At 60.7% G+C, this 19,599-nt stretch carries 19 protein-coding genes; 6 read left to right on the top strand and 13 right to left on the bottom strand.

Translation table 11 applies throughout. The annotated features are described in order from the left end of the window. Positions 1–87: 87 nt before the first annotated feature. The 8 genes from galU to ACE04I_RS03300 form a co-directional block, all read right to left on the bottom strand. The gene (gene galU, locus ACE04I_RS03265; protein ID WP_487206624.1) at positions 88–993 is read right to left on the bottom strand and encodes a UTP--glucose-1-phosphate uridylyltransferase GalU; all 906 of its coding nucleotides are present in this window, start codon (positions 991–993) and stop codon (positions 88–90) included. A gap of 45 nt (positions 994–1,038) precedes the next feature. Next, positions 1,039–1,992: a glycosyltransferase family 2 protein gene (locus ACE04I_RS03270; protein ID WP_487206625.1), complete on the bottom strand. Its 954-nt coding sequence runs from the start codon at positions 1,990–1,992 to the stop codon at positions 1,039–1,041. Next, complete coding sequence (locus tag ACE04I_RS03275; RefSeq protein WP_046794963.1) at positions 1,989–2,927, bottom strand: glycosyltransferase family 2 protein; 939 nt, start codon at positions 2,925–2,927, stop codon at positions 1,989–1,991. Before ACE04I_RS03275 ends, ACE04I_RS03270 begins: the two co-directional genes overlap by 4 nt. Beyond that, a complete protein-coding gene (locus tag ACE04I_RS03280) occupies positions 2,915–3,937 on the bottom strand; it encodes a glycosyltransferase family 2 protein (RefSeq protein WP_046794964.1) in 1,023 nt (340 codons plus the stop codon). The genes ACE04I_RS03275 and ACE04I_RS03280 overlap by 13 nt, the downstream gene beginning before the upstream one ends. Before the next feature lie 10 nt (positions 3,938–3,947). Then, positions 3,948–5,135: a glycosyltransferase gene (locus ACE04I_RS03285; protein ID WP_046794965.1), complete on the bottom strand. Its 1,188-nt coding sequence runs from the start codon at positions 5,133–5,135 to the stop codon at positions 3,948–3,950. 45 nt (positions 5,136–5,180) lie between these two features. After that, a complete protein-coding gene (exoK, locus tag ACE04I_RS03290) occupies positions 5,181–5,978 on the bottom strand; it encodes an endo-1,3-1,4-beta-glycanase ExoK (RefSeq protein WP_046795112.1) in 798 nt (265 codons plus the stop codon). An 8-nt stretch (positions 5,979–5,986) separates the two neighbouring features. Beyond that, positions 5,987–7,132 carry an acyltransferase family protein gene (locus ACE04I_RS03295; RefSeq protein ID WP_046794966.1) on the bottom strand — a complete coding sequence of 382 codons (1,146 nt, stop codon included), beginning with the start codon at positions 7,130–7,132 and terminating at the stop codon, positions 5,987–5,989. A gap of 385 nt (positions 7,133–7,517) precedes the next feature. Next, on the bottom strand, positions 7,518–9,002 hold the full coding sequence (locus tag ACE04I_RS03300; protein WP_046794967.1) for a lipopolysaccharide biosynthesis protein: 1,485 nt from the start codon (positions 9,000–9,002) through the stop codon (positions 7,518–7,520). A gap of 110 nt (positions 9,003–9,112) precedes the next feature. Here ACE04I_RS03300 and ACE04I_RS03305 point away from each other — a divergent pair, with 110 nt between their 5' ends. Together ACE04I_RS03305 and ACE04I_RS03310 are read left to right on the top strand one after the other, a co-directional pair. Beyond that, positions 9,113–10,081 carry a glycosyltransferase family 2 protein gene (locus tag ACE04I_RS03305; protein ID WP_046794968.1) on the top strand — a complete coding sequence of 323 codons (969 nt, stop codon included), beginning with the start codon at positions 9,113–9,115 and terminating at the stop codon, positions 10,079–10,081. Between the two features lie 54 nt (positions 10,082–10,135). Then, positions 10,136–11,083 carry a polysaccharide pyruvyl transferase family protein gene (locus tag ACE04I_RS03310; RefSeq protein ID WP_046794969.1) on the top strand — a complete coding sequence of 316 codons (948 nt, stop codon included), beginning with the start codon at positions 10,136–10,138 and terminating at the stop codon, positions 11,081–11,083. On the opposite strand, the gene ACE04I_RS03315 is transcribed toward ACE04I_RS03310, so the two are convergent. Both ACE04I_RS03315 and ACE04I_RS03320 read right to left on the bottom strand, forming a co-directional pair. After that, entirely contained in the window at positions 11,074–12,084 is a 1,011-nt protein-coding gene (locus tag ACE04I_RS03315; protein ID WP_046794970.1) for a glycosyltransferase family 2 protein, read from the bottom strand. The two genes, ACE04I_RS03310 and ACE04I_RS03315, sit on opposite strands and share 10 nt — an antisense overlap. Before the next feature lie 108 nt (positions 12,085–12,192). Further along, entirely contained in the window at positions 12,193–12,483 is a 291-nt protein-coding gene (locus tag ACE04I_RS03320; RefSeq protein ID WP_046794971.1) for an exopolysaccharide production repressor protein, read from the bottom strand. A gap of 707 nt (positions 12,484–13,190) precedes the next feature. Between ACE04I_RS03320 and ACE04I_RS03325 the strand changes: the two genes are divergently transcribed. The 4 genes from ACE04I_RS03325 (at position 13,191) to ACE04I_RS03340 (ending at position 17,546) form a co-directional block, all read left to right on the top strand. Further along, complete coding sequence (locus tag ACE04I_RS03325) at positions 13,191–13,871, top strand: sugar transferase (RefSeq protein ID WP_487206626.1); 681 nt, start codon at positions 13,191–13,193, stop codon at positions 13,869–13,871. 94 nt (positions 13,872–13,965) lie between these two features. Next, a complete protein-coding gene (locus ACE04I_RS03330) occupies positions 13,966–15,225 on the top strand; it encodes a polysaccharide biosynthesis/export family protein (RefSeq protein WP_046794973.1) in 1,260 nt (419 codons plus the stop codon). A gap of 7 nt (positions 15,226–15,232) precedes the next feature. After that, positions 15,233–16,504 (top strand): O-antigen ligase family protein, encoded by a 1,272-nt coding sequence (locus ACE04I_RS03335; RefSeq protein ID WP_046794974.1) that lies wholly within the window; start codon positions 15,233–15,235, stop codon positions 16,502–16,504. A gap of 13 nt (positions 16,505–16,517) precedes the next feature. Further along, on the top strand, positions 16,518–17,546 hold the full coding sequence (locus tag ACE04I_RS03340) for an acyltransferase family protein (RefSeq protein ID WP_046794975.1): 1,029 nt from the start codon (positions 16,518–16,520) through the stop codon (positions 17,544–17,546). A 9-nt stretch (positions 17,547–17,555) separates the two neighbouring features. Here the strand turns inward: ACE04I_RS03340 and ACE04I_RS03345 are convergent, their stop codons facing one another. From ACE04I_RS03345 to ACE04I_RS03355, 3 genes are read right to left on the bottom strand one after another with little or no spacing between them, the layout of a single operon-like run. Then, entirely contained in the window at positions 17,556–17,891 is a 336-nt protein-coding gene (locus ACE04I_RS03345) for a cupin domain-containing protein (protein WP_487206627.1), read from the bottom strand. 53 nt (positions 17,892–17,944) lie between these two features. After that, a complete protein-coding gene (gene kduI / locus ACE04I_RS03350; protein WP_046794977.1) occupies positions 17,945–18,793 on the bottom strand; it encodes a 5-dehydro-4-deoxy-D-glucuronate isomerase in 849 nt (282 codons plus the stop codon). Positions 18,794–18,816: 23 nt separating this feature from the next. Then, complete coding sequence (locus tag ACE04I_RS03355) at positions 18,817–19,596, bottom strand: FadR/GntR family transcriptional regulator (RefSeq protein ID WP_046795113.1); 780 nt, start codon at positions 19,594–19,596, stop codon at positions 18,817–18,819. Positions 19,597–19,599 lie beyond the last annotated feature (3 nt).

Genomic DNA, 19,599 nt, shown 5'->3' on the forward strand with positions numbered 1-19,599 from the left:
CACCTGGTCCATGGCCATTTTACCCTATGGGACTCTGTTTTGGGATGACAGGTTATCCCTGTCATCCCCTTCGATTGCGGAATGCCGTCAGGCGGCCTGAACCCGCGTTTCGTGCGAAGCCAAAATCTCCGGAAGGGATACGGAAAGCTGATCCCTCATATCGGCGCGCAGCATGGAAAACGCGACATTCGCCTCGATGAAGCCGCGCTTGCTGCCGCAATCGAACGTACGGCCCTGATAGGGATGGGCGTGGAACGATTGCGTCTTTGCAAGACGCTGCATGCTGTCGGTCAGCTGGATCTCGTTGCCTGCGCCGCGCTCCTGTCCGGCAAGCAGTTCGAAAATCTCCGGCTGCAGGATGTAGCGTCCGTTGATGTAGTAATTCGATGGCGCTACGGAGGGATCCGGCTTTTCAACCATGCCCGTTACCTCGAAACCGTGCTGTACCGATGTACCCGTGGCGACGATGCCGTAGCTGGAGGTTTCCTCCGGCGCGCATTCTTCCACCGCGATGACATTGCCGCCGACTTCCTCGTAGAGTTCCATGAGACCTGCCATGCAGCCCTGGCGCCCATAGGAGACCATATCGGGAAGCAGAAGCGCGAAAGGTTCGTTGCCAACCAGCTCCCGCGCGCACCATACCGCATGTCCAAGCCCGAGCGGCACTTGCTGGCGCGTATAGCTGACGGTTCCTGCCACCGGCAGCATCTTTTCGAGCTGTGTGACCTGGGTAGTCTTGCCCGAACGGGTAAGCGTCGCGATCAGTTCGGGCGCGCTGTCGAAGTAGTCTTCGATTGCGGTTTTGTTGCGGCTCGTCACGAAGATGATGTGCTCGATACCGGCTTGCATCGCCTCATCGACCGCATATTGCACGACCGGACGATCGACGATCGTCAGCATCTCCTTGGGCATCGCCTTGGTGGCCGGCAGGAATCGGGTTCCGTTTCCGGCGACCGGAATGACGGCTTTCCGAACTGGTCTGTTCTGCTCCATTGCTTAGTCCTTTCTTGAAGGGCTGCCCTTTGTCCGGGTGGCAGTTCAGTGAGCGCCGGCCGCTCCTATCAACCGGCGCATGCGAATTGCGATCGGCATCCGCAAATGCCGGAGGGCACGCGGATTTTCGAGCGCGGTTTTCAAAAAGCCGCCGATGGACCGCTTCTTGATCTCGTTGACGAGCGTAAGGAAGGAGCTCGCCTCCACCAGGCTGCTGGTGCGCTGATATTGCGCTGCCATCGCCTCGGCATCCAGTTTGAAACGCGACAGGAACACCTTGTCCGCGGCGAGCATCGCCTCGACATGGCGGTGCTCGAGTACCCGCGAAATCGACCCTTGGCGGATATGGTAGATGTAGCCGACCTCCGGCTCGATAACGCAGAGCGCGCCGCTTGCAAGCGCCGAAGCGAAGAGAATGTAATCCTCGCCGATCCTCAAGGCCTCATCGAAGCCGAGGCCGTGCTCAACAAGGAAGGCCCTTTCGAAGATCGGCTTCATATAGCCGAAATTGAAGGTGGATTCGAAAATGACGTTCGAGCGAATGAAATCCGGAAGGGTCACCACCCCACGCCGTTCCAGATCGTCCGATGAGAACATCGTCGTCCTGGAGCCGCCCATGGAGACGACGTCGAGATTGTCGACGACGATCTGAGCGCCTGCCGCCTCGGCTCGGGCGATCATGCACGCCAGGCGGTGGGGCAGCACGGCATCGTCGGAATCGAGGGTCGCTATCCATCGCCCGGATGCTGCGGCGATGCCGGCATTGCGCGCCGCGCCCGGCCCGCCGTTGCGAGCCTGTAAAATCAGCCGAACCCGCGGATCGGGATATCTGCGGACGAGATCGGCGGTGCCGTCCGTCGAGCAATCGTCCACGACGATAACTTCGACGGTCACCGCTTCCTGAGCGAGCGCGCTGTCGATCGCGCGCTTAAGCGTATCCTCCGAATTATAGGCGGCGATCACGAAGCTGACATCAGGGAAAATCGTGCTCGCGGTCATGCAGCCTCCGCAGTCCCGTATTGCCGAATTTCACGTATTCCAAGAACACCGCTCAGCGTACCCACATGCAGGACGCCCCGGAGAAAATTGCGGTTGCGGCGCACCGGCGAAAGGCAGGTCACCGCCATAAAGACCGCGCAATAGGCCGCTTTCAGCCCTGCCACGACCGCATGCTTCAGCACACCGAAGGAACTGCTCTTTTCCGCGAGAATGCGCCCATGCGTCTGGCCGAAGCGGAAGCGCCGTTTGACCAGCCAGTTCAGGCTCGCACGCGTAGCCGGCACAGGTTCGTAGACCAGCGCGCCCTCGGCAAAGGCGATCACACCGCCTGTTTCGAAAATATCGGAGAAGAACTGCGTGTCCTCTCCGCCGCTCTGACCGAGAGCCCGGGAGAACCGCCGCGCTTCGACATCCGGCGAGCGCATGTCGAGCAGGACATTGCAGGTATAGCCGGTCCTGATGGTCTTGCCGACCCAGACCGGCATGGTCGAATGGAAATCACCCTGACGCATCCAGTCGGGCGCTTCCGCATCATAGAGCGAGCGAACCGGTCCGAGCACGGCGGCGGCTCCGGTTTCCCTCGCGACCTTCAGAAGCTCGGCCAGCCATTGCGGCGACGCCGTCTCGTCGTCGTCTATGAAAACAAGATAGTCCGCATCGCATTCGGCAAGGCATGCATTGCGCGCGATCGAAATATTCGATTTCGGGCAATGGACATAGGCGATCTGGAAGGGCGACTGCTGCCGCAGGCCATCGACCAACGACCGGGCGCTCGGGCCGGCATCATTGTCCGCGACGATCAGGCGGATTCTGACGCCCTCCGGCACACGGAGCGCGAAAAGCGACAGGAGCGTGTCTTCGAGCCCCGGCCTCCGGAAAGTGCAGATGCCGATATCGATGCGGGTTGGCGCTTGCAGCTTGATCAGCTCGCCCATCCGGTCGTCCTCCGTGAGGGTATGCGCAGAGAAGGTATGCGCAGGAGTTCCAGCCAGAACCCGGCAGACCAGGCAAAGTGCATGATCATCGCCGAGATCGCGGCAAGCGGTCCGTAGGCATTCCTTTGGCCGATGGCGATCCAGAAGCCGTAACCGAGGCAGGCGGCCGCCCAGAGAAGAAAGGGTATGGCGGCCGACCAGTGCAGGACGGCAAGACAGGCGCCGATCGCGACCGGCACCACCGCCAGCGGCAACGCCTGCCTGAGCTTCGGGATCGCGCGATGCTTGATGAGGTTCCTGGCGCGCCCGCGCCCATAGCCGAGATATTGCCGGAAGAGCTTGCCCGCGCTCGAACGCGGGTAGTAGATCATGTAGGTCTTTCCGGTCATCCAGATCCGGAACCCTGCCTTTCGCAGCCGGAAATCCAGTTCCGCATCCTCGTTATGGCTGAAGCTCTCGTCATAGCCCGCAACCGTGCGGAACGCCGCGATGCGCATCAGCGCGTGATGGCCGTGGTCTACCCATTGGCCGGCTGCGCCGCTTCGATGTTTCGAGCCGCCATTGCCGAGCTTGGAGTTCTGGGCGACGGCGGTCGCCTTCTGGAAAGCGCCGAAGCCGATCGTATCCATCGCGACCACGATGGAATCGGCGCCCGTATCGACGGCTTCCTGGAGAAGGACCTGGCAGAAATCCGTCGGATAATCGCCATGCGCATCGATGCGGATCAGATAGTCCCTTCCCTCGCCATATCCCTCGACGGCCAGGTTGACCGCCGCACTTTGGAGGCGCTTCGGATTGTCCAGCAGAACGAGATCGGGAATTTCGCCCTTCAGGTCGCTGACGATCTCACGCGTGCCGTCCGTGCTCCCGCCATCGGCCACGACGATCAGGAAATTCATGTTGCCGCGGCTGTCGGTCAACTGTCGCAGGAGGCGAGCGATATTGGCCGCCTCATTGAGGCAGGGAATGACGATCAGCGCTTTCATATCGGGCAGAGGACGCGAGATCATGACTTCCACCTCAGGATTGGACGGTTGAGACGACCGGGCTGGTTGCCCGTGAGGATCGCCCGGAGCCGAGCGCCGCGAGCTTGCCGACAAGCGCGCGGCATTCCGCCGGTCCGGTTACCCATTGCGAACGCTCCACCGATGCGAGGCGGGTAAAGAGCGTTGCGTAACGGGCGGCATCCATCGTTTCAAAAAGTGTCACCAGTTCGTCAGGATCGGCACTTTTCAGTGTCAATCCTATGCCCCGCTCCTGAACGAAGCGTCCGGTTTCGGTCCGGGAGAGCGCAATCGGCACGGCGCCGTGCAGGCCGCCTTCGTAAAGCCTGTTCGGCAGAAGCCATTCGGAATTCAGCCCTTCCTCGAAGAAATCGATCGCCCAGGTGAACTGAACGTCGTCATAGATCGCCGCCAGATCCTCCGGGTTTCGATAGGCGCCATGGAATTCGACATGAGGCGCTGCCTTCACGATCGCGTCGAAATCGGAAAATTCACTGTAGGCGGGCCGACCGCGCAGAACGATCTCCACGCGGCCGTCCATCCGTCTTGCAAATTCCACGAGGCGTTCCAGCGACTTGCGGCAGCGAAGCGCTCCGAACCAGCCGATGCGCCACGGCTTTCCCGGAGCCGGCGGCCGGGCGGCCGGCGGGCTCGGCGCAGAAGAGGAATCGAGTTCGAGCACCTTGTTTTCAAGAAGCAGGACCGGCAGGTTCAGCGCGGAGCGAGGTTTAAAGTAGTTTTCGACGAAAGCCGGCGAACTGGTGATCAGCAGTCGCGCATGCCGCCCATAATACCATTCCGCCAGCCTCAGAATGCGGCCCTTTACACCTTCGTCGAGCAGCAGCCGGTGAATGTCGAGGCATTCGTAGACGATCGGAACGCCGCCACCGAAGAGCGAGGCGGCACTGCCGGCAAGCGCCAGCGTCTCGAGGTTTCGCGCGATGATGACATCCGGTTTCGGAACGCCCGCAAGAAGGGTTTTCAGCTTCGAACGGGCGGAGACCACCGCACCGATCCGCTGAGCGAAGCGGCCGTCGGCGGTCCTGCCGAGCTCGATGGTGGTGACATCCGGATCCTCCGCCAGCAGGCTCTCCCCCCGCACGAATCCGGCGATGGTGAGCGTCGCCCCTCCCGTCTTGAGAGTCAGCACGCGCCGCCGGATGGCCGCATCGGCGAGATCATGTGCCAGATAGAGGATATGCATGGTCACCCGTTCCAACTCCATTCTTCGTGGGGAGAGCCGACCCGTTCAGTCGAGCTTGCAGACTACGGATTCAGGAAAGTGGCAGTCTTCTCCGAGCGCCGTGAACGCCACGCGGTCGATGCTCATGGAAACCGGGCCGTTATAGGAGAACGGCCCCATCCAGCTCGTCAGCGTATCCGAACCCCATAGGCTCAGGAATATCTTCTGGGCGTTGGAGGGGATCTTCGCCGGATCCGTCACTTCCTGCACCAACTCGCCGTTCACGAAATAGCGCAGACGGTTCTCTTCCCAGATGAAGGCATAATCGTTGAAGTCCTTGTCGGCGCCGTTGGCGACAGGCACGAGCTTTTCATTGCCGCCCTTGCCGGAGATGTACTGATTGACCTGCACCTCACCGGTGTTCTTGCCGAGGACTTCGAAATCGATCTCGTCATGCGGCTTCTGGTCCACCGGACCGATATAACCGAAGAAGGCGGAGTTCAGGCCGGAGCCGGTGGCCGTCTTCATCCGCACCTCATAGGTGCCGTAGCCAAAGCGGGCTCGGGTCTGTATCTCGCCGCAAGCATAGTTTCGCTCGCCGGCAGCCGCCTCGACGAACCCGAGCTGAAGCACGCCGTTTTCGACGCTCACCTGCTTTTTCGACCAAGTGCAGTTCTGATGGCTGCCGTTGCTCCATCCATCGGAGACATACCAGAACGAGGTATCCAGCCGATCGAAATTCTCGACGAAGGACGTTCCGTTCGCGTCGTCTTGAGCGGACACAGCCGGAGCCGCAATGCCGAAGCTTAGAGCAAGAGCGAGGGCGCCCGATTTGCAGGTTCGTCGAAAATGCGGGGAGTTCATCATGGCGTTCACCTCTGCTGTTGTACTATTGCCTCGCCGGCCACGCTCGGGCCGACGGGTGTGCGTTCTTCGTCTGACCCCGGAGGCAAACGCTTGCGCCCCCGGCTACCCGTCAGCACCTGGTAGAGTGACGGCGCCATGCGCAGAACGAGGCGGTTCGAAACGATGAGAACGAGAAAGACGAGAGAGATCGCGCCGACATAGAAATAGGGATAGGCGTCTTCGCTGCCGACCCGGTTCCAGACCATCCAGAGAAGAACCAGCAGCGGATAATGGCCGCAGAACATCCAGAAGCTGAGACTTCCGGTGCCTGCGAGCTTCTTGCCGACCGAACTTCGAATGAGGAAGGAAGACATCAGCCAGAACCCGATGGCGCCGACGATCGCGAGTGTGTTGCGGCCAAGCTCGAGCCAGAAGGGGAAATCCGGACCGGTATGATATTGCCCGATGGCGAGCAGCATGGCCGCGGCCAGAACCGCGATGGAGCCCACGAGCGCGTATCCGTCCAATGCTTTCGGATCGAATTGCCGGAGGGCAAGGAAGATGCCGAAGGTGAAGCTGAACAGGATCGACTTCTTCAGCACGATACCCATGGTCACATCCGGCAGGATCGCCAGCAGGAACAGCACGGACAGGGTGATGGCCGCATAGCGGCGCACCAGAAACGCCAATATGGGAGAAAGCAGAATGCAGACCACCAGGTCACGCAGGAAATAGAGCGGCAGGTTGATCGGGAAACCTTCCGCTGCCACGGCATGGCTCGCGAATTCGCGGGGCGAGGCGCTCCACAGGTCCGGGAAATAGCCATCTCCGATTCCCACGTGTTGCATCGCCAGGACGGTGGCCAGAAGCACGCCGTTCCAAAGGAGAAACGGAAGCAGGACGGTCTTCGCCTTCGAACGCAAGACCTTTCCATAGTCGAACGCCTGCCGCCCCCGCTGGAACAGGAGATAGCCGGAAATTACGCTGAGGCACGGCACGCCGATGCGGAACAGGCTATCGCCGATGAAAACCCGCAACCAGTCGAACAGGCCATTCGCCCCCAGGAAGGGGCTCGTTGCCGGATTGTGAGGCACGTGTACGAAGACAATGCCCGAGATCAGGACGATCCGCATCAAATTGATACGGGAGGAGATGTTCTGATCGACAGTCAAAACGAGTCACTCCTTTTGGGGCTGTGCCTCCCGTCACCGCCATTTCAATCAGAGCAGACTTGAGCCCGCAACGAAAAGGATCATATCCAGTTTGGTACAAAATGTGGCGGTGCAGCAAAAATTGTAGGGGCTTACGAAAACGGCCGTCATGATAGTGTCACCTAACGCATCGACCGATGATCTAAATCGCTCCTCCAGTCGCATGAGAACGCTTGGAACCTCGATTAAATTCGAAAGTGCTTATTTTGCATTCTACCGCACTGCAGCATCACCAAAAATAAATTTCCGGTGATGTGGAAAAGTTCCGTTTCGAGCCCGCGGGAAGACGCGCACGCGCGCCATCGCGACTCAAATGTGGCGAAATGTGGGCAATTGAGAGGCAAACTCAAGCCGAAGAGATCGCGCTCTCCGGGGCAATTCCACGCCGGCGAACCATCTGGAAAATTTTTCGCAGCAGCGCCCGTTCGGTGACCAACACCAGCACCCCATAGAGCACGGCGCCGACGATCCCGCCCGCCGCCACCTGCAGATAGGGATTGGTTAACTGTGATTCGAAGGCATGCAGGAAGAACCGAACGCCAAGCCCCATCGCAAGCGCGGTCACCATGGAACGGCTGGTGGTCATCAGCCCCTTGAAGAATGGGATGTCGTCGACCCTGAAGACCGCCCAGGAATAACCGAAGAGGGTGATGGCGTTGACGACGCAGAGCGCGACCATGGCGTCGACGAGATCGCCCCAATAGGCGGCCCCGGCGATCGCCACCGTGGTCGCGATCGCGCGGATGACGGCCGACCAGAACAGGACCTGCCCGTGCCCCGTGCCCTTGAGATAGGGGATGAAGGTGCTGCAGGGCGTGACGATCGCCTTCGAAACCGCCAGCAAGCCGAGTACCGGCCAGGCATAAGCCCATTGGGGACCGAAAAGCACCAGCATGGCCGGTTCCGCGATGGCCCACAGACCGAACATCGCCGGCGCCAGCAGCACCGTCGTCACCTGCGTGCTCAGCATCAGGGCATCCGAGCGGCGCTTGCGGTCATCGCCCATGAGGCTGAATGCCGGAAAAAGCACGCCCATGACGGCCGAAAGAACGACCTGGTTGGGAATACTGGCGAACCGGTTCGCGGCGGAAAAAGCGCCAGCATCGCTGAGGCCGAGAAGACGCGCGATAACGATCATCGGCGACTGGAAAGTAACGAAATTGGCGATTTCGGAGCCCATGATACCCGAAGTGAAGGACAGCAGGGGAACGATCTTGCGCGGCTTCATGACGAAGCGCGGCACATAGCCCGAGACGAAATAAAGGCCGACGAGCCGGATCAGCGCGGAGGAGAAGAGTTGCACCACGAGCGCCCATACTCCGAAGCCGAAATAGGCGAGCGCCACGGCGAGGAGCGCGGCGGCGCATTCGGAAACCGTGCTGAGAACCGCATCCTTGCTGAAATTCATCTGCCGCGCGAGCAGCGAATAGGCGACATCACCGGCAAGCTGGAGCGGAATGAGCAGTGCCATGATCCGCAAAAGATAGGCGCTTTCGGCCGCTCCCATCAGCACAGCAAGCTCGTCGGACCACCAGAAAAGCGCAAGCGCCATCAGGCAGGCCATGGCCAGATTCGCCCAGAAGACCGTATGGACGGTCTCGTCATCCCCTTCCCTGTCGACCACCAGGGCGGACGTCAAACCCGCGCCGCCGATCATGGCCAGAAACTGCACCACGGTGAGCGCAACCGCGACCGCGCCAAAGTCCTCCGGCGTCAGCAGCCGCGCCAGAATAGGCACCGTGACAAATTTCAGCCCGAATGTCGCGGTCTTTGATAGCACGCTCCAGCCGACGTTGGTCGTGATCGTTTTCACGCCTTGCGTTGGAGGCATATCTAGATTCCTATAGCTGGAGTTTACCGGAATACGGCACGAACTGCCGCTTACCCAAGCCCGACGAGGTCCTCGGCGGGCAATTCTTTGAAGAAAGCAGGGGCGAAAGAATGGCGACGTTCACGGTTGTTATCCCATTTTACCAGAAAGAATCCGGAATATTGCGCCGCGCGCTGAAATCGGTCTTCGAGCAAAGCTTTCAGGATTTTGATATCATCGTCGTGGACGACGAGTCACCCCTCCCCGCGGATATCGAGCTTCAACCTCTTGAAGAAGAGCAGAAATCCCGCATCAAGGTGGTCAAGCAGGCGAATGCCGGCCCGGGCGGCGCGCGCAACACGGGCCTTGATAACGTGCCGGCCTCCACCCGTTTCGTGGCCCTTCTCGATTCCGACGATCTATGGCTGCCGCATCACCTGCAGAACGCTTACGACACCATGACCCGCTTCGATGCAGAGTGCTACTGGGCCTCGATGCAGGCAAGCGACGATTTCTACTACCACTTCGGCATGGCGGAACTCGAGCGGCAGGAAGGCGGCACACGTCTCAGCGAAGCCCCGCTGGTGATCGAGATGCCGGACCTCGCAAGCGTGATGCTGAAGAACTGGAGCTTCCTGCATCTCTCCTGCATGGTGATCGGACGCAAACTCTTTGAGAACGTCCGCTTCGAGCCGTCGCTGCGCCTTGCGGCCGAGGACGTGCTGTTCTTCTGCGATTGCATCCTCAAGGCGAACCGCACCCTGCTGTGCGACGAAGACGGTGCGACCCGCGGCAGGGGCCTCAACATCTTCCACAGCATCGACAACCAATCGCCCCAGTTCCTGCGCCAGCAATTCAATACCTGGGTCGCGCTCGACACCCTGGAACAACGTTTTGCGGCACGTCCGAAAGACGTCGCGTCGATCGCCTCCTACAAGAACACCACGAGGCGGCAGGCCCTGTGGAGCCAGGCGGGCCTCGTCAAGCGCCGTAGGGTGCCCGATTTGAGCCTGCTCGCACGCTGGGCCGTTCGCGATCCCGGCCTCTTGCGGGCCGCCTTCGAACTCGGCGCCGGAAAGTTCAGCCGCGCCGGGCGCTGACCGCATGGCGACATCCAGTCATCCATTCTTAGAAACCCTCCCGAGGAGGCCATCATGAAGCCCTACTACTGGGAATCGCATCACGGAAACTTCGGCGACGACCTCAATCTCTGGCTATGGGATTTCCTCCTGCCGGGGTTCCGGGAGGTGCAGCCAGATATGCTGCTTGTCGGGGTCGGAACCGTTCTTACCCCTGATCTTCTGCCGGCCGGCACCCGCAAGCTGGTGATCGGCAGCGGCACCGGCTACGGTGCGCAGCCGGATGTGAGCGACACGACGGAATGGGACGTCCGCTGCGTGCGCGGCCCGCTGACCGCCAGCAAGCTCGGGCTTCCGCCGGAGCGCGCGATCACCGATCCAGCGGTCATGATTTCCGATATGCCGGAATTCCAGAACCTGCCGAAGCTTCACCAGAAAACCTTCGTTCCCCACTGGGAATCGGCCGAATTCGGCATGTGGGAGGCGGTTTGCGAGCCAGCCGGCCTCACCTATCTCGATCCGCGCGGCGAAGCGAAATCCGTCATCCGCCACATTGCGCAATCGGAACTCGTGATCGCCGAATCCATGCACGGCGCGATCCTTGCCGACGCCTTCCGGGTGCCCTGGATTGCGGTCAGCACCTCGCGCGCGATCAACAGCTTCAAGTGGACCGATTGGGCAAGCACCGTTGGCGCGACCTATAGGCCCCGCCATGTCCCGGTTTCGACCCGCGCGGAAGCGATCGCCAAGCGTTCGCGTTTCTGGGGCATGCGCTTCGATGCCCAGGGAGCCGCAGCAGCCCCGAATACCGGCCACCAGCAAAGCGATGAAGTGCTGACGCGGCCTGCGCCATCCGGGCCCGGCCTCAAAGGCATGGCGAAGCAGCTGCTCGCAGCCCCTTCCGTGCTGGCGCTCTGGCAGGCGAGCCGCGCTGAACCGCAACTGAGCTCCGACGAGGCGCTGGAACGCCAGAAAGGGCGTTTCCGCGACGTCCTGGAAGGTATCCGGCGCGATTACTTCTGAGTCGCCGGAACCCCCGGCAGCAGATAGCGGAGGTTCTGTGTGGGAGCGGGTCTGTCGAGGCCCGATCTTTTGCGCAGAGCCTCCAGCTTGTCGGAGAGAATACCCGTCGCGATTGCCGGAACCGCCATCGGCCGACGCAATGTCCAGGCAATCGCCGCCGCCTTGCCGGACTGTGCCTTCGTGTCGAGAAATGCCCGCAATTCATAGCGTTCCCGGATATGCCGCTCATGGCGGGCGATCGCCGCCCTTCCCTCAGGCGATAGCAGGCCCGGTACCGCCTGCAGCGCGCGATCGGCCTCGTAGAGCCGTCTGAGGTCTTCGGTGCGATGGCGGCCGCTGAGCGAGTCGTGGCGGACGATCGCGCCATAGCCGCAGTGTTCGATCACCGTATAGCGCGCGCCTTTCGCCAGCGCCTGGACATAGAATTCGTAGTCCTCTCCAAGCCGCAGATCCTCGTTATACCGAAGGCCGTGCGCCTCGAGAAACGAGCGGCGGATTATCGGCTTCAGAAAGCCGATCTCACCGCGCTTGAGCCCACGCTTGGAAATGTTTCCCTCAATGAACTCGACCAGCGAGATCCGGCGAGGCCGGGGTTCGAAGCGGGCCGGCTCCACGGCCCCCGAGGAACCGTGGATGAAGGCGATATTGTCCGCAATCAGATCCCAGCCCTGCTCCTGCAGCATCGGCCTGAAGCGGCCCGGAAAGAAGAAATCGTCGGCGTCCAGAATGGCGATCAGGGGCGAGCGCGAGACCGAGATCGCGTGATTGCGCGCCGCCGAAGGCCCCCTGTTTTGGCTGAATGAGACGACGTTGAGCCGCCCCGATCGGTCATCCGCGCGGCTTGCCGCAAGGGCCGTGTCATCCGATGATCCATCGTCGACCACCACCACTTCGGCAACCTCCGGCTCCCGCAGCGCGGAACGAATGGCATCCCCGATAGTGCCTGCCGCGTTCTTCGCGGCGATGATGACGCAGATTGCTTCGGTCGAGGTGGCGTTCATGTCACTTCCCTTCGCTTTTGTCTCGCAGACTATGAAGTGAGGAAAATGACGACTGTATGGAGGAGACCGGGGTTATGTCCACCGGCTGGGAGATTCGCGTGCTTTGCTTCAGTGATCGCTGATCTCGAGCTTGGCGGCGGCTTTCGCCGGAAGCTCGTCGTGCCGGCTCGCATCCCCCTTGCGCCTGATTGCTGCCGAATCCGGGGCATTTTCCTGCCGCGACATCTTTTCGCGACGTACAAGATAGAGGACGCCAATAAAATACCCGATCTGCAACAGAACCGCACAGATCACGGTCTGTATAAAAGTCGTCAGGATGGACCCATTGATAAAATACGAGGCGATCGCGAAAGCGAGGAGTGCCACAGTCATGCTTACAAAAACACGTGGTGCGTACATGAACTTTCCTCCCAAACCGATATCTTCTCAGTTTGTCGGTCCTCTTGGCTCCTCTCATCGAGAACCATATTGGGATGACTGCGATGTTTCAAGGTTTTCGCCCCATCTCATGCCACGCATTTCGTGAAACTTTCGTAAGCTTTCATCGCTTTCTTGGCTTCGCGAAGAACATCACGACAAGATCTTCGCCGCATTTTTGCCATTTTATCGCCCCACTTGGCCGCATTGTTGGGGCTATCGCGGGCTCAGCCGTGGAGTTCGTCCGGAACTCCGATCAACTTTTGTTACAAACTTCTGAGCCGGCAAACTGCCTCTTTGCGCTGCAGCATTGTATTGCAGTGCAAAAAACTTAGGCCTTAGGTCCTAGCGGGAAGATTCTTTGGTCGGAGCTCCCTGCAACAAGCAAGCGCTAGACTTGGCTTACCCATACAAGAAATCGGGGAAACACCCTGCTATCTCTCAAGTCCGACCATGTTTTTCAGGAGCTTTACGCACCCGCTCAAGTAATCATTTAGACGTAGGCGAGTTTTAATCGACCCGATACGGGTACAAATGCGTCTCTCGGAACCCTCCCATACCTCCAAGAGCACCTGCCCCGAAAAAAGAACATTCGCATCAAATTCAGAACACAGACATATTATCCCATCGTTACGGCATGATGCCAGCGACGGCACCGACTATCGCAAAACCTAAATGGAGTTTTCTCTATGAAGTCCGCGACACGTTCGGCAGATTCTCCGTTTTCGACCGACGGCGAGGTTGAACTCTCCTTACCCATTGGTGGTATCGCAAAACGCAGTTTCGATGTGACCATGGCCGTTCTGGCCCTGGTCCTACTCAGCCCCATCTTCCTGATGATCATGGGGCTGGTGAAGTTCACCGATGGAGGCAAGGTCTTTTACGGCCACCGCCGGATCGGTCATAACGGCAGGTATTTCAAATGCCTGAAATTCCGCACCATGGTCGTCAACGGCGACGAGGTCCTGCGGAACCATCTCGCGACCAATCCGCAGGCCGCGGAAGAGTGGCGTGCGACCCGGAAACTGAAGAACGATCCACGCGTCACGGCGGTTGGAACCGTTCTGCGCAAATTGAGCCTCGATGAGCTTCCCCAGCTCATCAACATCATCCGGGGCGAGATGAGCGTTGTCGGCCCGCGGCCCGTGGTGGATGAGGAACTCGGCCTCTACGACTCCTCCGCCGTCTATTATCTGCGCACCCGCCCGGGGCTCACCGGTCTGTGGCAGATCAGCGGCCGCAACGACGTTTCCTATGAACGCCGCATCGCTTTCGACACGCACTATGTCGAGAACTGGTCGCTGCGGCGAGACGTCTGGATCATCGCCATGACCATACCTGCCGTTTGCCTCTCCCGCGGCAGTTACTGAACATCGGCCAGGCCGAAGCAGAATGCACAATTCAGATCAGGCTCACGGCCCCTTAGCGCGGGGCCATACCCGCGCTGAACGAAGGAATTCTTTCATGATACGCCACTTCACTACCGCCCGCAGTTCCGGACGATTGCGCATTGCAGCGGGCTTCCTTCTGCTTGCCTTCGCCTGCCCGGCTGCGGCAGCGGAGGATACTTCCTACAAGCTCGGCGTCATGGATAAGATCCGCGTCCGGGTTGCCGAATGGCAGCCTGCCGACGGTAGCGTCCGCAACTGGGATGTGATCGGCGGCGAATACACGGTAGGCCCTCAGGGCGCCGTCTCGCTTCCCTTTGTCGGCGACCTGGATACCGCCGGTAAAACGACTTCCGAAGTGGCGGCTGAGATCGGGAAACGGCTGCAGAGCGAGTTCGCCCTGCGCAATCTCCCCTCAGCCTCGGTGGAAGTAGCGGAGTTCCGGCCGATCTTCGTGGCGGGCGACGTCCATACTCCGGGGGAATACCCCTTCAAGCCTAACCTTACCGTGCTGAAGGCAGTGAGCCTTGCCGGAGGGCTGCGCAGATCCGATGCGGGCCAGCGGTTCGCCCGTGATTTCATCAATGCTCGCGGCGATGCCGCCGTATACGATTCCGAACGCAGCCGTCTTCTGGCGCGCCGCGCCCGGTTGCTTGCGGAGGTTTCAGGCGCCGGCGAACTGAATGTTCCCAAGGAACTCGAGAGTGCAGGTAACGCCAAGGAACTCATCGAGAGCGAAGCGGCGCTGATGAAATCCCGCCGGGAGCGCTATGAGGCGCAGCTCAAGGCACTCGCAGACCTGCGCGCTCTTCTCGAGACCGAGGTCGAATCGCTCGGCCGGAAGGCCGCGACCCAGAAGCAGCGGCTGGAACTGGTCACGCAAGACCGCGACAGGGTCAGCCGGCTCACCGAGCAGGGCCTCGCCACGAGCGCCCGGCGGCTCTCCGTCGAGGAGGATGCCGCGGATGTCGAATCGACGCTTCTCGATATCGATACCGCCACCCTGCGCGCCAAGCAGGATATAACCAAGGCGAACCAGGACGAGATCAACCTGCGCAACGACTGGGTGGCCCAGCGCGCCAAGGAGCTTCAGGACACCGAAGCCGAACTCGACAAGCTCGGTCTACAGATCACCACCAGCCGCGAACTGATGTCGGAAGCTCTGGCGCAATCGGCCGAGGCCCTGAAATTCGACCCGAACGGCCAGGCCGCGACGATAAAATACGTCGTTGTGCGCGACGAAGGACAGGGACCGAAAGAGGTCTCCGTCGATGAGCACGTGCAGCTTCGGCCCGGCGACGTCGTGAAGGTCAGCTCCGAACTGCTGATGCAATGAGGGTGGCATGAAGATCGCCAAGTCGGTTCTCATCGAACCTCAGCGTAACGATCTCTACGGGATGGCGGCAATCGCGCTGTCCTTCTTCGTCTTCGCCTATTCGAGCAACTTCGGAGCGGTTTCCATTCTGGCCTATTATGCCTTGTGGTTCCCCCTCCTCCTGGTCGATTATCGTCGCGTGGCGGGCAATTCCTTCCGCTATCTCTGGATCTTCGGCTTCGCGCTCTTCTGCTTCCTTTCGGTGTTCTGGTCTCTTGCGCCTTCGGTTTCGATGCGCGCGGCCATCCAGTATATGACACATCTCATCTGCGCGCTCATCGCCATGCGGACGATGTCCGTCGAGACCCTTTGCCGCGGAGCGATCCTCGGCTGCGGGCTCGTGCTCGTCTATTCGCTTCTGTTCGGCGGTTATCACTACGACGCACTGGACGGCACATACAGCTTCGTGGGCGCCTTCGCCTCGAAAAACCAGCTCGGCTTCTATGCCTCGCTCGGCGTTTTCTTCTCCTTCGCAACGGTAGCGGTTTTCCGCGCACGCAATCTCTGGCTCGCAGGCTGCGGGGTGGTCGGACTTCTCTCCGCCTATTCGCTTTTCGCCTCCCAATCGGCGACTTCCGTCATCACGACGCTGGCCGTCGTCGCCCTCTGCGCCGGCCTCTATGCCATCATGATGCTCGCTCCCCGCAACCGGCGGCTATTCTTCGGCGCAGCACTCGTGCTTGCGGCGGGCGCGGGCGCTGCCGCGCTGCAATTCGGGGCTATGGATGCGATCCTTGCCATCTTCGGCAAGGACTCCACCCTCACGGGCAGGACCTACCTCTGGCAGCAGGGTATTGCCGCCGCTGGCGAGACGCCGTTCTTCGGGGTCGGCTATCAGGGCTACTGGGTTCCGGGCTTTGCCGAGGCGGAGAGACTGTGGCAGGAGTTCTATATCGGATCGCGCAGCGGCTTCCATTTCCACAATACCTATATCGAGGCCATGGTGGAAACAGGTCTGGGCGGAACCCTTATCCTGTCATTCATCCTGCTTTCGACGCTCACCGGCCATCTGAGACGTTTCCTGACCGTGGAACGGAGCCCGGAATCGCTCGTCCTCCTCGGTGTGGCGAGCCTGCTTCTCGTCCGTTCCTTCGTGGAGGTGGATATCATCCACCCCTATCACATCGGCTCCTTCCTGTTCTATTTCGCTGCGGGAAAGCTCACGGTTCCCGAGCGCCGCACCGTCCGGACCCATTTCGAGCCCTTCGTTTCCGGCCCCAGCAGCGCGCAGCCTGGCTGAAGGATTTAGCCGCATGCCGACGCTCTATTCTATCCAATATCTCAGGGCATTCGCGGCAATCGCGGTGGTTGTCTTTCATGCCGCCCACCGCATGGGCCTGCCATTTACGATCGGTGCTGCCGGCGTCGATATCTTTTTCGTCGTCAGCGGCTTCATCATGATGGCGATCAGCGACAATCGCGCCTCATCTCCAGCCAGCTTCCTCCGCAACCGCGTTCTGCGCATCGCACCCACCTATTGGATAGCGACTGTGGTGATGGTCCTCGGCGCGATCCTCGGCCTCTTTCCCAACCTGAAGCTCGACCCGGCACACATCGCCGGATCATTCCTGTTCATCCCGGTCGCCTCGCCCAATTCCGGAAACCTCTGGCCGGTGCTTGTTCAGGGATGGACGCTGAACTACGAAATCTTCTTCTACGCCGTCTTCGCGCTCGTCCTTTTCCTGAAACCGGCATTGCGATTGCCGGCGCTGGCGCTTCTGTTCGGTCTGCTCGTCGTCGGCGGCGCCCTGCTGCAGCCGGCAAACCCGCTCGCCGGTTTCTATACCGCGCCGGTGATCCTGGAGTTCGTGGCAGGCGCGGCGATCGCGAAAGCCTGGCAGTCGGGACGCCTCCCTTCGCCCGGGATCGGCCTGCTTCTCGTTTGCCTATCGATAGCGGGCTTTGCCGCGATACACCTGCTGCGGCTGGAATTCGATGCCTGGACCTGCGGGCCATTGGCGATCATGCTCGTCACCGGAGCGCTCGCGGTGGAGGTCGGCGCCAAGCTCCCAAAGTTCCCGGCGCTCACCTATCTCGGCGACAGCTCCTATTCCATCTATCTCTGGCACACATTCGCGATCTCGGTCGTGGCCGAGATCGGGGCCGCGCTCGCGCTTTCCATCCCGGCCATTGTACTTACCGCCGTCGTTATCGGCACGATGGCCGGCATTGCCGCCTATGAGTGTCTGGAGCGGCCGATCCAGCTTCTCCTTAAAGGGAAACGCTCCGCGCTGTGGCGCCTGCCCCTGCGCAACCAAGCCGGGCGGACGCCTGCGCAATAGTTCCGGCCGTCAGGCGAGGAAATCGGCCCGATGCGGCGTGAAGCTGTCGATCAGCCTGCCGGCCTCCAGCGCCACGACGCCGTGCACCACGTTCGAAGGCACGATGAAGCTATCGCCGGCCGAAAGCGTCGCCTTCTCCTCACCCACGGTTACCTCGAACTGTCCCTCGGCGATATAGCTTGCCTGCACATGGGGATGCGAGTGCAATGCACCCACGCCGCCCTTTTCGAAGGTGAATTCCACCATCATGAGTTCATCGGTGTGAAGGAGGACGCGGCGCTTGTTGCCGCTTCCGAGATCGGTCGTCTCGCCTTCATTCTGCCGGGAGAATATCTTAGTCGCCATATCGTTTCTCACATCAAAAAGGATTGGAGCCGGGAAACCCGGCCCTACAAAAATCACCGCAGGACATCCATCGGCACGACCTCGACATCGGTGTAATCGACATTGTCTCCCGCCATGGCCCAGATGAATGCGTAATTGGCGGTACCGCAGCCGGAATGGATCGACCACGGCGGAGAGACCACCGCCTCCTCATTGGCCATCACGACATGGCGCGTTTCGGTCGGTTCTCCCATGAAATGGAATACCCTCGCCGTGTCCGGCAGGTCGAAATAGAGATAGGCTTCCATCCGCCGGTCGTGCACATGGCAGGGCATGGTGTTCCATACCGAGCCGGTGGCAAGCTGCGTCATGCCGACCACCAGCTGGCAGGTCTTGGCGCCTTCCGGATGGATGAACTGGAAGATCGAACGCTCGTTCGATGTCGCCTGGCTGCCGAGGTCGAGGCGCTTGGCATCCCCGATGCGGATGAGCTTGGTCGGGTGTTTTTGATGCGCCGGCGCGCTGAGGAGGTAGAATTTCGCCGGACTTGACGCATCGTCCGAAGAAAAGCTCATGTTACTGCCCATGCCGGCATAGAGCATGTCGCGCGGTCCGAGCGAAAACTTCTCGCCATCCACCTCGATCGATCCGGCCCCCCCGATATTGACGGCGATCAGCTCACGCCGTTCCAGGAAGCTCTTCGTGCCGAGCGGCCGGATCGTTTCCAGAGCCAGCGGCTCCCCAGCAGGCGTCGCCCCGCCAACCACCATCCGGTCGTAATGCGTATAGGTGAGGTTGATCTTTCCGGCTTCGAAGAGCCCGCCGATATGGAAGTTTTCACGCAGCTCGGCGCTTCCCATCCGCGCGGCGGTAGCCGGATCGAACGCATTGCGGGTGGTGTGTCGGATGTGGCTCTCGGTCATGGAATCCTTCTTCCTTCCTGGTATTATGATCGGTCAGCACGCGCATTCGCGCGGCCAAATCGGTATTCGGTCTGCTGGTCGTTCAAGCGCTCCCGATAGCGCTGCTGGCTCGCGGTCAGATGATGCCGCATGGCATTCCTGGCAGCTTCCGGGTCTCCGGCTGAAATGGCCTGGAGGATGCGAAGATGCTCCTGCTGGAGCCCTTCCTGATATTGCCGGCTCAAGGTGCTGTCGGTTCCCCAGGGCGAGGTGATGTCGCAGGGGATGGCTCGTATGCCGAGCGCGTCGAGAACTTCGACATAGAAGGGATTGTTGGTGGCTTCCGCGATTGCCTTGTGGAACATGAAATCACTTCTTCCGGTCGTCTTGCCCTTTTCAAGCAGCCGGTCGAATTCGAAAAAGGCTTCCTGGATCGCCGCTTCCTGCGCGGCATTGCGGCGGATGGCGGCGAGGCCGGCACTTTCGATCTCGAGCCCCATGCGCACCTCCAGGACGTTTATCGCATGGGATATCTTGCCTATGTCCTGGCTGATCGAGCTGAACGCCATGGCCGGCCGCTCGCAGACGAACATGCCGGCTCCCTGCCGTGATTCCACGAGCCCGTCGGCCGCGAGGCTGGCGATCGCCTCGCGCACGACGGTCCGGCTCACGCCGAACAGCTCCGTCAACCGGCTCTCGGTCGGCAGCCTCTCCGCCGGACCGATTTCCCCCGACAGGATTTTCGAGCGGAGAGCGGCGACGATCCGCTCGGAGAGCTTGGGCTTCCGCTCGGCCCTTGATGTCGCGGTCAGGTCGCTTGCCATGTC

It is taken from the genome of Rhizobium moroccans (assembly GCF_057559155.1).

What these genes read in the sequence shown, in the direction of transcription:
- galU (WP_487206624.1), bottom strand. Translation starts at nt 993, where the DNA reads ATGGAGCAGAACAGACCAGTTCGGAAAGCCGTCATTCCGGTCGCCGGA.
- ACE04I_RS03270 (WP_487206625.1), bottom strand. Translation starts at nt 1,992, where the DNA reads ATGACCGCGAGCACGATTTTCCCTGATGTCAGCTTCGTGATCGCCGCC.
- ACE04I_RS03275 (WP_046794963.1), bottom strand. Translation starts at nt 2,927, where the DNA reads ATGGGCGAGCTGATCAAGCTGCAAGCGCCAACCCGCATCGATATCGGC.
- ACE04I_RS03280 (WP_046794964.1), bottom strand. Translation starts at nt 3,937, where the DNA reads ATGATCTCGCGTCCTCTGCCCGATATGAAAGCGCTGATCGTCATTCCC.
- ACE04I_RS03285 (WP_046794965.1), bottom strand. Translation starts at nt 5,135, where the DNA reads ATGCATATCCTCTATCTGGCACATGATCTCGCCGATGCGGCCATCCGG.
- exoK (WP_046795112.1), bottom strand. Translation starts at nt 5,978, where the DNA reads ATGAACTCCCCGCATTTTCGACGAACCTGCAAATCGGGCGCCCTCGCT.
- ACE04I_RS03300 (WP_046794967.1), bottom strand. Translation starts at nt 9,002, where the DNA reads ATGCCTCCAACGCAAGGCGTGAAAACGATCACGACCAACGTCGGCTGG.
- ACE04I_RS03305 (WP_046794968.1), top strand. Translation starts at nt 9,113, where the DNA reads ATGGCGACGTTCACGGTTGTTATCCCATTTTACCAGAAAGAATCCGGA.
- ACE04I_RS03310 (WP_046794969.1), top strand. Translation starts at nt 10,136, where the DNA reads ATGAAGCCCTACTACTGGGAATCGCATCACGGAAACTTCGGCGACGAC.
- ACE04I_RS03315 (WP_046794970.1), bottom strand. Translation starts at nt 12,084, where the DNA reads ATGAACGCCACCTCGACCGAAGCAATCTGCGTCATCATCGCCGCGAAG.
- ACE04I_RS03320 (WP_046794971.1), bottom strand. Translation starts at nt 12,483, where the DNA reads ATGTACGCACCACGTGTTTTTGTAAGCATGACTGTGGCACTCCTCGCT.
- ACE04I_RS03325 (WP_487206626.1), top strand. Translation starts at nt 13,191, where the DNA reads ATGAAGTCCGCGACACGTTCGGCAGATTCTCCGTTTTCGACCGACGGC.
- ACE04I_RS03330 (WP_046794973.1), top strand. Translation starts at nt 13,966, where the DNA reads ATGATACGCCACTTCACTACCGCCCGCAGTTCCGGACGATTGCGCATT.
- ACE04I_RS03335 (WP_046794974.1), top strand. Translation starts at nt 15,233, where the DNA reads ATGAAGATCGCCAAGTCGGTTCTCATCGAACCTCAGCGTAACGATCTC.
- ACE04I_RS03340 (WP_046794975.1), top strand. Translation starts at nt 16,518, where the DNA reads ATGCCGACGCTCTATTCTATCCAATATCTCAGGGCATTCGCGGCAATC.
- ACE04I_RS03345 (WP_487206627.1), bottom strand. Translation starts at nt 17,891, where the DNA reads ATGGCGACTAAGATATTCTCCCGGCAGAATGAAGGCGAGACGACCGAT.
- kduI (WP_046794977.1), bottom strand. Translation starts at nt 18,793, where the DNA reads ATGACCGAGAGCCACATCCGACACACCACCCGCAATGCGTTCGATCCG.
- ACE04I_RS03355 (WP_046795113.1), bottom strand. Translation starts at nt 19,596, where the DNA reads ATGGCAAGCGACCTGACCGCGACATCAAGGGCCGAGCGGAAGCCCAAG.